Genomic DNA, 12,130 nt, shown 5'->3' with positions numbered 1-12,130 from the left:
GGCGCCCGAAGTCGGGAGACTTATCGGGCGTTAAAGAAGTGAAAATCGAAACTATTGCGATGGGCAAACATCATAATATGTGTTGTCCGTCGAATATGAGGCATCAATCGGTTATTGTTTTCCATTTCGTAGACCTCCGATGAATATCTTAAAGCGGAGTCATTTTATCTCTGAATGGTCTTAAAACTGTGAGGATGATCAATATAACAAGATCAATAATAAAATTATCCATTATTGGTGGGGGTGATGCCAGGATTAAATGCTGTTTTGTTTAAATGTTGTAAATAAACTGTTTAATAATTAGTTTAAATAAGAGTGGTGACGCCGCGGTAATATTTTGCGGCTTATGGTTGATCTTGTGGTGAAATAATAAATAAAGATGTGTGGGGATTATGAATAAGTATTCATAACATAAACCGATAGCCAATTCCGGTTTCAGTTAATAAATGCTGTGGGCGCGCGGGATCTATTTCCAGCTTCTGGCGAAGGTGGCCCATATAAATGCGCAAATAGTGACTATGTTCTACGGCGTTGGGTCCCCAGACCTGGTTAAGCAGTTGGCGTTGGGTGAGCACTTTTCCCGCGTTGTTGAGTAGCACCGCCAATAGACGGAATTCAATTGGGGTGAGATGAATCTCGTCACCGCCGCGAGTGATACGACGCGCGGCGAGGTCGACGGTGGTATCTGAAAAGGTCACAACCGGGTCGTTCTGCTGACTGCCCGCATGGCGGCGCAGCGCAACGCGCAGGCGAGCCTGAAGTTCGCCAATGCCGAAAGGCTTGCTGAGATAATCATCCGCCCCCGCGTCGAGCGCGGCAATTTTATCGCTCTCTTCGCTGCGAGCCGACAGCACAATAATCGGCACCGGGCTCCACTGACGAATATCGCGAATAAAATCCAGCCCGTCGCCATCGGGCAGGCCGAGGTCGAGGATGATCAGATCAGGCTTGCGCGTGGCGGCTTCCAGCAGGCCTCGCTGGAGCGTGGGAGCGTCAAAAACGCGCAGGTCTTCTGCCTCCAGCGCGGTGCGCAGAAAGCGGCGGATGGCTTGTTCATCTTCAACAATTAAAACGCTGGTCACAGGCCGTCGTGTCCCTCATCAAGTTCTGGCGGTTGTTCTAACGTAAGTGTAACACGAAAACAGGCGCCGCCTTCCGGGCGGTTGCTGGCGGTGAGCGTACCGCCGTGAATATCGATAATCGCCTGGCAGATAGCGAGCCCCAAGCCAACGCCGGGGGTCGCAGACTCTTTATGCCCACGGGTAAACTTGGCAAAAAGATGTTCTTCCTGCCCGCCAGGAATACCCGGGCCGCTGTCCCAGACGTCGAGCAGCAGATGGTCATCTTTGGTGGCGGCGGTGATACCGATCTCCGCTTCGCTACCCGCGTATTTCACGGCGTTTTCCAGCAGGTTAATCAGCACGCGCTCAAACAGCGGGCCGTCGATGTGGACCAGCATCAGCGGGTCGGGCAGAGAAAGGGTGATATGCCGACCGTTAAGGCTCGGCTCCAGCATCCGCAGCGCGCTGCCGACCACTTCCTCGAGCGTCAGCCACTCTTTATTCAAATTGAAGCCGCCGGACTGGAGGCGCGCCATATCCAGCAGATTGTTCACCAGCCGGGTGGTGTTGAGCACGTGCTGGCGAATTTCGTTAGCCTGAGGCGCGTACGGCGAGCCGCTGCTGGCGAGGTCGAGCGTCAGGATCTCCGCCTGGCCGAACAGCACGGTCAGCGGTGTTCGCAGATCGTGGGACAGCGCTGCCAGCAGCGAGTTGCGCAGGCTCTCGCGGGCGCTGATAAGCCGCGACTGCGCTTCGCTTTCGGTTAGCGCCAGGCGTTCCAGCGCGCTGGCAACCAGCAGGGTGAAGGTTTCCAGCAGCCGCTGCTGTTCGGGGATCATCAGTTGGCGCAGGTTATTGGGCTCAACCACGATAAGCCCGTGGGTTTTATCAGCGCTGCGCAGCGGCAGGAGCTGGTAGGGCACGCCGGGCAGGGTATCGGTTCCCGCGCCCGCCGGTAGCCCTTTATCAAAGCTCCAGTGGGCGATGGCCTCATCCCACGGGGTCATGCCTTCCTGGTCGGTCAGCGATGTCAGTTTGCCGTGTTCATCCGGCATCAGTACCTGGCTGCGAGCGTGGAAGGTGGTGCGAATATACTGTTCACAGGTGTGGGCGATATCGTGGGCGTTGCGGCCCACGGCAAGCGCTTTGGACATCTCATAAAGATGACGGGTGCGCTGCTCACGATAGCGGGCAACGCGCGCCTGGTAACGTACGCCAGCGGTAAGATTACCGATAACCAACCCCACGGTGAGCATCACGCCGAAGGTGAGCAGGTACTGCACATCGGAGACGGCAAGCGTCCCGCGCGGGGCGATGAAAAAGAGGTCGAAGCTGACCACGTTAATTACCGTGGCGAGCACTGACGGCCAGCGGCCGTAGAATAGCGCGACGATCACCACGCCCAACAGATAAAGCATCACCAGGTTGGCGGCCTCAAAGGCCATCAGCCATTGGTTGGCAATCAGCGTAATACCGGCGCACAGCCCCAGCGCCACCAGACAGCCGCGAATCTGCACCCGCCACTTATCTATAAATGGACGCTGATCGCGCGCGCGCTCCGGCAAAGGAAGCGGCGATTCTTCGACGCCGACAACCAGCAGATCGAGCTCTGGCGCATGGCGGGCGAGCCGCTCGCCAAAGCGTTCCCCTCGCCACCAGTGGCGCTTTTTCTGGCGGCCAATCACGATTTTGCCGAGGTTGTGCTCGCGCGCGTAGCGGATCACCGCCGCCTCTTCCGACGGCTCAGAAAGCGTAGCCGTTTCGGCACCTAACTCCTGCGCCAGACGCAGGGCGTTGAGAATAGCCCGGCGCTGCGGTTCGGGCAGACGGTGCAGGGTAGGGGTTTCGACATACACGGCATGCCAGGTGCTGCCAAGGCGAGCCGCCAGGCGTGCGGCGGAACGCACCAGCTTTTCGCTGCCGCTGTGGTGGCCGATACACAGCAAGATGGCATCGCGGGTGTGCCAGACCTTTTCTTGCCCCTGTCCATCGCGCCAGGCGCGCATTTGATCGTCCACGCGGTCGGCGGTGCGGCGCAGCGCCAGCTCGCGCAGGGCAATCAGGTTACCTTTGCGGAAAAAGTTCTCGATGGCACGTTCGGCCTGCCCGGCAAGATAGACCTTACCTTCGTTCAGGCGCTGACGCAGATCGTCCGGGGGAAGGTCGACCAGCACCACCTCGTCGGCGGCGTCAAAGAAGGGGTCGGGCACCGTTTCGCGCACCTGAATACCGGTGACGCCGCTGACGACATCGTTGAGGCTTTCCAGATGCTGAACGTTAACGGTGGTGAAAACATCGATGCCCGCCTCCAGCAGTTCATCGATATCCTGCCAGCGCTTCGGATGGCGCGAGCCGGGCGCATTGCTGTGCGCCAGCTCATCCATCAATACTAGCGCCGGACGACGGGCGAGGGCGGCATCGAGGTCGAACTCATAAACGTAGCGCCCTCGATAGGCGCTGCGCTTTGGCGGCAGGAAGGTGAGGCCGCTGAGCATTGAGGCCGTCTCTTTACGCCCGTGCGTCTCCACCACCCCCGCCAGAATATCAAGCCCTTGCGACCGCAGACGCTGTGCCTCGGCCAGCATCGCCCAGGTTTTCCCCACCCCGGCACAGGCGCCGAAGAAAATCTTCAGCTTGCCACGGTGCGCTTCGGCGGTTTGTTCCAGCAGGCGGTCCGGGTTGGGACGCAGCGGCTCGTCGGTCATCATCAGTTATCCTTGTGGGCATCCAGCGCCATATTCAGCTTAGTAATATTTACCACAGGTTGTCCGAGAAAGCCGAGCAGCGGAGAATGCGTTGCGGCTTCTACCTCTTTACGCAGCCACTCTGCCGGGACGTTACGCGCTTTGGCGATACGCGGTATCTGCCACAGTGCGGCGGCTGGTGTCAGGTTGGGGTCCAGCCCGCTGGCGGAGGCGGTAACCAGTTCAACCGGGACTTCATGGCTGGCGTCCGGGTTAGCGGCACGCAGGGCGGCGATACGGTCAGTGAATAGTTTATCCAGCGCCGGGTTGCTGCCCGCCAGGTTGCTACCGCCGGACGCCATCGGGTTATCCGGGGTGTCCGAGGTGGCAGAAGGACGGCCCTGGAAATAGCGGGGATCGGTAAAGTTCTGGCCGATCAGGTACGATCCGCGAATCTCATGGTTTTCGATGATTAACGACCCTCCCGACTGTGCCGGGAAGAACCACTGCCCCAACGCGGTAGTCAGCAGCGGGTAGAGCCCTCCGGTGATAAGCGCCAGGAACAGAAAAATCACGATAGCAGGACGTAATGCAGACATGGCTATTTCCTCAGACCAGACCCAGCAGGGTCAGCAGTAAATCGATAACTTTGATGCCAATAAACGGCACAACCAGACCACCGGCACCGTAGATCCACAGGTTACGGCGCAGCATGGCCGAGGCGGAGAGCGGACGGTAGCTCACCCCTTTCAGCGCCAGCGGCAGCAGGAAGACGATGATCAGGGCGTTAAAAATCACCGCACTCAGGATGGCTGAATTTGGCGAGTGGAGGTGCATGATGTTGAGCACGCCAAGCTGCGGCCAGCTTGCCGCGAACGCCGCCGGAATGATGGCGAAGTACTTGGCGACGTCGTTGGCAATACTAAAGGTGGTCAGGGAACCACGGGTCATCAGCATCTGTTTACCGATATGCACTACTTCAATCAGCTTGGTGGGGTTCGAGTCCAGATCCACCATGTTGCCAGCCTCTTTCGCCGCCTGGGTCCCGGAGTTCATCGCCACCGCCACGTCGGCCTGCGCCAGCGCCGGGGCATCGTTGGTGCCGTCGCCGGTCATCGCCACCATGCGACCTTCGGATTGATACTGGCGAATCAGCGCCAGTTTGGCCTCCGGCGTGGCTTCAGCGAGGAAATCATCCACGCCCGCTTCGGCAGCGATGGCCGCCGCGGTGAGGCGGTTGTCACCGGTGATCATCACCGTTTTGATACCCATTTTGCGCAGCTGAGCGAAGCGCTCTTTAATGCCGCCTTTAACGATATCTTTCAGTGAGATAACGCCAAGCACTCGCGCGCCTTCGGCGACCACCAGCGGCGTGGCGCCCAGACGGGCAACGCTTTCGACTTTTTGCTCCACGTCCTGCGGGAAGCGGCCGCCGTTGCTCTCGATATGGCGGCGAATGGCATCGACGGAGCCTTTACGGATCAGGCGGTTGTCGATGTTGATCCCGCTCATGCGGCTTTGGGCGGTAAACGGCACAAAGGTGGCATGCAGCGTTTGCAGATCCCGCTCGCGCAGATTAAAGCGCTGTTTCGCCAGCACCACGATGCTGCGGCCTTCTGGCGTTTCATCCGCCAGCGATGAAAGCTGCGCGGCATCGGCCAGCGTTTTCTCGTCCACGCCATCGGCTGGCAGAAACTGGGAAGCCTGACGGTTGCCGAGGGTGATGGTGCCGGTTTTATCCAGCAGCAGCACGTCCACGTCGCCCGCCGCTTCTACCGCACGGCCGCTGGTGGCAATCACGTTGGCGCCCAGCATCCGGCTCATCCCGGCCACGCCGATGGCGGAGAGTAAGCCGCCGATGGTGGTGGGGATCAGGCACACCAGCAGGGCGACCAGCACCGTGACGCTAATCGGCGTGCCGCTCCAGGCCGAGAACGGCCAGATGGTGGCGGTCGCCAGCAGGAACACGATAGTCAGCGCAACTAACAGAATGGTCAGGGCAATTTCATTAGGCGTTTTACGACGCTGCGCACCTTCAACCATAGCGATCATCCGGTCAAGGAAGGTTTCGCCAGGGTTGACGCTACAGCGCACTACTAGCCAGTCGGAGAGAATGCGCGTCCCGCCGGTCACCGACGCAAAGTCGCCGCCGGACTCGCGGATAACCGGTGCCGATTCCCCGGTTATCGCGCTTTCGTCCACCGACGCGCCACCCTCAATGACCTCGCCGTCGCAGGGAATGATATCCCCGGCTTCGACCAGCACCACATCGCCTTTACGCAGCTCGTCTGCCGGGACATGATCCATCTCGGCACCATAGCGGGCTTCGCGCAGTTTGCGGGCGAACGACGTTTTCTTGACCCCTTTCAAGCTGTTGGCCTGCGCTTTGCTGCGGCCTTCCGCCATCGCTTCGGCAAAGTTAGCGAACAGTACGGTAAACCACAGCCACAGCGCGATAGCGCCGCTAAACCAGGCGTTACCCGGCAGGGTTCCCAGCGCCATGGCGAGGGCCAGCCCGCTGGTGAGTACGCTGCCTATCCAGACGATAAACATCACCGGGTTACGCCACTGAATGGTCGGGCTCAGTTTCTTCACGGCATCGATCAACGCCTGGCGAACCAGTGAGGGTTCGAACAGGGCCAGTTGTTTACGACTCATAACCAATAGCTCCGCATCACTCAAAACAGGGAAAGATGTTCCGCAACAGGGCCAATCGCCAGCGCGGGAATAAAGGTCAGGGCGCCGACCAGCAGCACGGTCCCCATCAGCAGGCCGATAAACAGCGCGTCATGGGTGGCAAGCGTACCTGGGGTAGCGGGCTGGATTTTTTTGCTGACCAGCGATCCGGCAATCGCCATGACCGGCACGATGACGCCGAAGCGGCCGACGAACATGCAGAACGCCAGCAGGCAGTTCCAGAACGGTGAATTGGCGCTAAGACCGGCAAAAGCGCTACCGTTGTTGTTCGCCGCAGACGACACGGCGTACAGCACTTCGCTAAAGCCGTGTGAGCCGGGGTTAGCCATCGCACTACGGCCTGCGTCGGTCATCATTGCCAGCGCGGTGCCCAGTAGCACTAACGTCGGGGTGACCAGAATCGCCAGCGCGGTCATTTTCATCTCCGGCACGTCGATTTTTTTACCAAGATATTCCGGGGTGCGGCCAATCATCAGACCGGCAATAAACACCGCCAGCATCACGAACAGCAGCATGCCGTAGAGGCCAGAACCTACGCCGCCGAACACCACTTCACCAATCTGCATCAGCCACAGCGGGATCATGCCGCCAAGCGCAGTAAAGGAATCATGCATCGCGTTGACCGCACCGCAGGAGGCGGCGGTGGTCACCACGGCGTACAGGCTGCTGGCAAGAATGCCAAAGCGGCTCTCTTTACCTTCCATATTGATGCTGCTGTCGGCACCGAAGGCCAGCAGGTGCGGGTTACCGCGGGTTTCAGCCCACATCACCACCGCCACGCAGATAACGAAGATAAGCGTCATGGCCCACAGAATGGCGCGGCCCTGGCGGTTATCGCCCACCGCTTCTCCAAAGGCAAAGCACAGTGCGGCAGGGATGAGGAAAATCGCCAGCATCTGCACAAAATTGGTCAGCGCTGTCGGGTTCTCAAACGGATGTGAGGAGTTGGCGTTAAAGAAGCCGCCGCCGTTGGTGCCGAGCATCTTAATGGCTTCCTGCGAGGCAACCGGCCCCATTGGCAGCAACTGATGCGCGCCCTCAAGGGTGGTAAACGGCTGGTAGGACAGGAAGTTCTGCAACGCCCCTTGCTGGATGAAGAACAGCGCCAGCAGCAAAGAAATGGGCAGCAGCAGCCACAGCGTGATGCGGGTGATATCGACCCACGCGTTGCCCAGCGTGTTCACGCTGTGGCGGGCAAACGCACGCACCAGCGCAAACAGCACGGCAATTCCGGTAGCGGCAGAGAGGAAGTTTTGCACCGTCAGGCCCGCCATCTGGCTGAAATAGCTCAGGGTGGTTTCACCACTATAGGACTGCCAGTTGGTGTTGCTGACAAAGCTGACGGCGGTATTGAGCGCCAGGTGCCATGACAGCCCCGGAAGGTTTTGTGGGTTCAGCGGCAGCACGCCCTGTAGCATCAGCATGGCGAACAGCACCAGCAGCCCGACCAGGTTCAGCAGCAAGATGGCAACGGTATAGTGCCCCCAGCTCATCTCCTGGCTGGAAATGCCCATAACGCGCCAGAGCCCGCTTTCACAGCGGGCAAGCCCCGGCAGCGGCGTGTTGTTGATCATCCCGGCCAGCACTTTGCCAAGCGGGCGGGCGAGCAAAAACAGTACCAGCAGGAAGCTGGCAACGAGTAAAAATCCTTGAGCAGCCATTTACAGCGCCTCCGCCTTGAAAAGGGCATAAACCAGATACGCCAGTAACAGGAACACCAGCACCGTGCCGGCTATTACGCCTGTAGTCACAATCCACCTCCGGATGGTTGAGTTATTGCGCTAAGCGTAGGTTTTTAGGTGCAAAAATTTCGCAAAAATAGAATGGCGGGGTGTAAAAAAAGTATAAAAATGACCGTAACCCACAATTTAACTAATGGTTAGTATTAATTTAACAATCATGTAACTCAATTACGGCGTGAATGTAAATAAACACTAAATACATAAAATTTAGTGGTCGGATGAGTAGTAAAATTACACAAATAACGGTACTCTTTTAGTCAGATTACTGAGCTTCATTTTCCGGCGTGCGTTGCCGGCCAACTTAGGGGAGAGAATATGGACCTGTATAGAAAATATCCTGCACACATCGTATTGTTACGTCGTACTTTCGCCGTGGTGGCGGGGATCGTCGCATTACCGGTGATGCTGTTCTGGAAAGATCGCGCCCGCTTCTACAGCTATCTGCACCGCGTCTGGTCGAAAACCAGCGATAAGCCGGTATGGATGGCACAGGCTGAAGAGGCCGCCTGCGACTTCTATTGATATTGTCGTGGTAAATGAATAAACGGAACCGCTCCTGCAAAGGGGCGGTTTTTTGTTTTGTAGGCCTGATAAGCGCAGCGCCATCAGGCAGCCGAGCCGCACATTGCCGGATGGCAGCGTAAACGCTTTATCCGGCCTACCAACCGCAGTGCCGAATAATTGTGTAATATGAATGTATTAGATGAATACATTCAGGATATTTATGTCTACCCATCTGGTCTGGTTTCGCGCCGATCTCCGACTGCACGACAATTTTGCCCTTGCTGCCGCCTGCCGCGACCCCGATGCGCAGGTGCTGGCGCTGTTTATCGCCACCCCCGAACAGTGGAAAGCGCACCATATGGCGCCGCGCCAGGCGGCCTATATCGCCGCGCAGGTGAACGCGCTGCGCCAGACGCTGGCAGAGAAAAATATCCCGCTGATTTTTCATGAGGTGGCTGACTTTGCCGCCAGCATTGAGGTGGTAAAAACCGTTTGCCAGCAGCACGAGGTGACGCAGCTTTTTTATAACTACCAGTATGAATTCAACGAGCGCCAGCGCGATGCCGCCGTGGAGCGGGCGTTGACGGACACGGTGTGTCAGGGCTTTGATGATAGCGTGATCCTACCGCCCGGCGCGGTGATGACCGGCAACCACGAAATGTATAAGGTCTTCACGCCGTATAAAAATGCCTGGCTGCGGCGCTTGAAAGAGCATATGCCCGAATGCGTGCGTGCTCCTGAAACGCGGACGGCTCCGGCGGTGGCCGACGCCGCCACTATTCATTTTCAGTATCCCCAGCAGCCGTTTGACCCGGCGCTTTTCCCGCCCGACGAAAAGGCGGCTATCGGCCAGCTTCGCCGTTTTTGTCAGGAGGGGGCGGGTGAATATGAGGCTCAGCGCGATTTCCCGTCGATTGAAGGCACCAGCCGCCTGTCGGCCTGCCTGGCCGTTGGTGTGCTTTCACCTCGCCAGTGCCTGTATCGGCTGCTGGCGGAACAGCCCGAAGCACTGGACGGCGGCACGGGTAGCGTCTGGCTGAATGAGCTTATCTGGCGCGAGTTTTACCGCCATTTGATGACCTACTTCCCTCGGCTTTGCAAACATCGCCCGTTTATTGACTGGACCGATCGCGTGCGCTGGCACGAGCCGTCTGACGCGCTTACTGCCTGGCAAGAAGGGCGTACCGGCTACCCGATAGTGGATGCGGCGATGCGGCAGCTTAATGCCACCGGCTGGATGCATAATCGGTTGCGGATGATAGTCGCCAGCTTCCTGGTCAAAGATTTGCTGATCGACTGGCGGCAGGGTGAACAGTATTTTATGTCGCAACTGGTGGACGGCTGCCTGGCGGCTAACAACGGCGGCTGGCAGTGGGCGGCCTCAACGGGAACGGACGCGGCGCCTTATTTTCGCATCTTTAACCCGACGACACAGGGCGAGCGCTTTGATAAAGGTGGGGCGTTTATCCGCGAGTGGCTGCCTGAGCTTGCCGACGTGCCGGATAAGGCAATTCACCAGCCGTGGGCGTGGGCAGATAAGCAGGGCGTTGAGATTCACTATCCGCGACCGATTGTCGATCACGCTGAGGCGAGGGTGGCGACGCTTGCTGCCTATGAAGCGGCGAAAAAGAACGAGGTGTGATACGGGAGGAAATCCCGGAGTCGGCGCTGGCGCGCCTCGTCCGGGCTACGGGATGAGGTTACGCTTCGGCGGCAAGGCGGCGGGAGCGCACTTTCACCGAATGGTACAGCCAGATAACCAACACCACGGCGACGCAGGCCAGCGCGCCCCAGGTTATCTGATCGAACACATCAATATAGGCGTGGATGGAGTAATCCACCGCGCCCGCAGAGTCGAACGAACCCTGAGAGGTCTGGTCGGCAATAATCCCCGCCACGTAGTTTGCCACCGCGCCGGAGAGCAGCATATAGATGCCGGTCAGCACGCCGGTGACGCCCGGGATTTGGATACGGGTGATTTGCGACATCGCCACCGGGTCGATAAACAGCTCGGCAAAGCCCATCACCGACAGCCCCAGCAGCATCAGCGGCATGGAGGAGTGACCGTAGCTTGCGGACAACCGCGCGCTTAGGGTCAGAATGCAGAAGCCTGCGCTCATCAGACCCAGGCCTAACGCGTATTTGCCCCACAGGCGCAGATCGCGGTTGTTGGTCACTTTCTCTTTAATCAGCCAGGCCAGCACGATCCCGCACAGCATTACGGCAAAGGCATTCACCGACTGGAACATCGCGGTTGGCACTTCATAGCCCAGCACGTTACGGTTAACGAAACGGTCGATATAGAGGCTGATGGAGCTGCCGCCCTGCTGAGCAAACGCCCAGAACAGCAGGCTAAAGAAGGTCAGTACGACAATCAAACGCAGGTCTTTACGCTGTTCGGCGGTTTCGGCGCGGCGATAAATTTTTGCCAGCACCACCAGACCAATAATCGACGCCACGATCAGCGCATACACCGACCACTCTTTCCAGAACAGCACGGTAATAAACAGCGGCGCAACCACCAGCAGCACCAGCAGCCAGCCCCAGTTTGGTAGCAGGAACTTCTTCGCGCACAGCACTTCTTTGTTCACACCGGCGGTGTGGGCAAAGTGACGACGACCGCTGATAAAGATAACCAGACCCGCCAGCATACCTACTGCCGCCAGGGTGAAGCCCATGGCCCAGCTATACTGTTCCTGGGCGAAACCACAGGCGATAGGCGCGACAATAGAACCGACGTTACCTGCCGCATAAAGCAGCGAGAAGCCGCCGTCACGACGTGGATCGGTCGGTTCGTACAGTTCACCCAGCAGGCAGCTGATGTTGGATTTAAATAGCCCGTAGCCGCAGACGATAATCGCCAGCGACAGGTAGAGGAACATTGGTGCCACTTCGCTGGCTCCGAGCACCATATGGCCGATGACCATCAGCAGGGCGCCCAGCATCACCGCCATTCGGTTACCGAGCACTTTATCCGCCAGATAGCCGCCAAGAATTGGCGTGACATAAACCAGTGAACAGTAGGCGCTGAACAGCTCGTAAGCGTGGGTATCGTTGTATTTCAGTTGGTTGGTGAGATACAGGATCAGCAGTGCGCGCATGCCGTAGAAACTAAAGTATTCCCAAATTTGCAGCGCGACAACGTAGTAAATTGCCTTAGGCTGCGAATGTGATTTATTCATTACCAATTAGACCTCGAAACCCGGCAACATCACGCTACGCAAGGCTTTGTTTCATTTATGTAATAATACGACGATAATCGTATTATCTTTGTAATATGCGGTATGGTTGCATAAATATACATGATTTTGGCGATACAAAAACAGACAAATTGTGTTGTTTAAGCACTTATTGCGCGTAATTAAGCGGCCCTGGAAAGAGGTTAACGAATTGTGTATCGACGCAACGCGCTGGGGACGCTATTTTATCCTGTAGTAGAGCA

At 57.8% G+C, this 12,130-nt stretch carries 10 protein-coding genes; 2 read left to right on the top strand and 8 right to left on the bottom strand.

Annotated elements, in window-relative coordinates; genetic code table 11:
• Positions 1-20: 20 nt before the first annotated feature.
• From speFL to kdpF, 7 genes are all read right to left on the bottom strand, one after another.
• Positions 21-125 (bottom strand): leader peptide SpeFL, encoded by a 105-nt coding sequence (gene speFL, locus ACH1XZ_RS10270; protein ID WP_106875989.1) that lies wholly within the window; start codon positions 123-125, stop codon positions 21-23.
• A 279-nt stretch (positions 126-404) separates the two neighbouring features.
• Positions 405-1,082, bottom strand: a complete 678-nt coding sequence (gene kdpE, locus ACH1XZ_RS10265; RefSeq protein ID WP_395595447.1) for a two-component system response regulator KdpE — start codon at positions 1,080-1,082, stop codon at positions 405-407.
• Positions 1,079-3,766, bottom strand: coding sequence for a two-component system sensor histidine kinase KdpD (gene kdpD, locus ACH1XZ_RS10260; protein ID WP_395595589.1), 2,688 nt, complete (start codon positions 3,764-3,766; stop codon positions 1,079-1,081). Before kdpD ends, kdpE begins: the two co-directional genes overlap by 4 nt.
• 2 nt (positions 3,767-3,768) lie before the next feature.
• Positions 3,769-4,344, bottom strand: coding sequence for a potassium-transporting ATPase subunit KdpC (kdpC, locus tag ACH1XZ_RS10255; protein WP_395595446.1), 576 nt, complete (start codon positions 4,342-4,344; stop codon positions 3,769-3,771).
• 10 nt (positions 4,345-4,354) lie between these two features.
• Entirely contained in the window at positions 4,355-6,403 is a 2,049-nt protein-coding gene (kdpB, locus tag ACH1XZ_RS10250) for a potassium-transporting ATPase subunit KdpB (RefSeq protein ID WP_395595445.1), read from the bottom strand.
• Between the two features lie 20 nt (positions 6,404-6,423).
• Entirely contained in the window at positions 6,424-8,103 is a 1,680-nt protein-coding gene (kdpA, locus tag ACH1XZ_RS10245; protein WP_395595444.1) for a potassium-transporting ATPase subunit KdpA, read from the bottom strand.
• Positions 8,104-8,193 (bottom strand): K(+)-transporting ATPase subunit F, encoded by a 90-nt coding sequence (kdpF, locus tag ACH1XZ_RS10240; protein WP_035892707.1) that lies wholly within the window; start codon positions 8,191-8,193, stop codon positions 8,104-8,106.
• 306 nt (positions 8,194-8,499) lie between these two features.
• Here kdpF and ACH1XZ_RS10235 point away from each other — a divergent pair, with 306 nt between their 5' ends.
• The gene (locus ACH1XZ_RS10235; RefSeq protein WP_035892708.1) at positions 8,500-8,706 is read left to right on the top strand and encodes a YbfA family protein; all 207 of its coding nucleotides are present in this window, start codon (positions 8,500-8,502) and stop codon (positions 8,704-8,706) included.
• Between the two features lie 202 nt (positions 8,707-8,908).
• A complete protein-coding gene (phrB, locus tag ACH1XZ_RS10230; RefSeq protein ID WP_395595443.1) occupies positions 8,909-10,330 on the top strand; it encodes a deoxyribodipyrimidine photo-lyase in 1,422 nt (473 codons plus the stop codon).
• Between the two features lie 58 nt (positions 10,331-10,388).
• Here the strand turns inward: phrB and dtpD are convergent, their stop codons facing one another.
• On the bottom strand, positions 10,389-11,870 hold the full coding sequence (dtpD, locus tag ACH1XZ_RS10225) for a dipeptide permease DtpD (RefSeq protein WP_395595442.1): 1,482 nt from the start codon (positions 11,868-11,870) through the stop codon (positions 10,389-10,391).
• Positions 11,871-12,130: the final 260 nt, after the last annotated feature.

Origin of the sequence: Kluyvera chengduensis (assembly GCF_044197065.1) — a bacterium.
GTDB classification, from domain to species: domain Bacteria; phylum Pseudomonadota; class Gammaproteobacteria; order Enterobacterales; family Enterobacteriaceae; genus Kluyvera; species Kluyvera ascorbata_C.
This window is presented reverse-complemented; position numbering and strand designations above follow the sequence as displayed.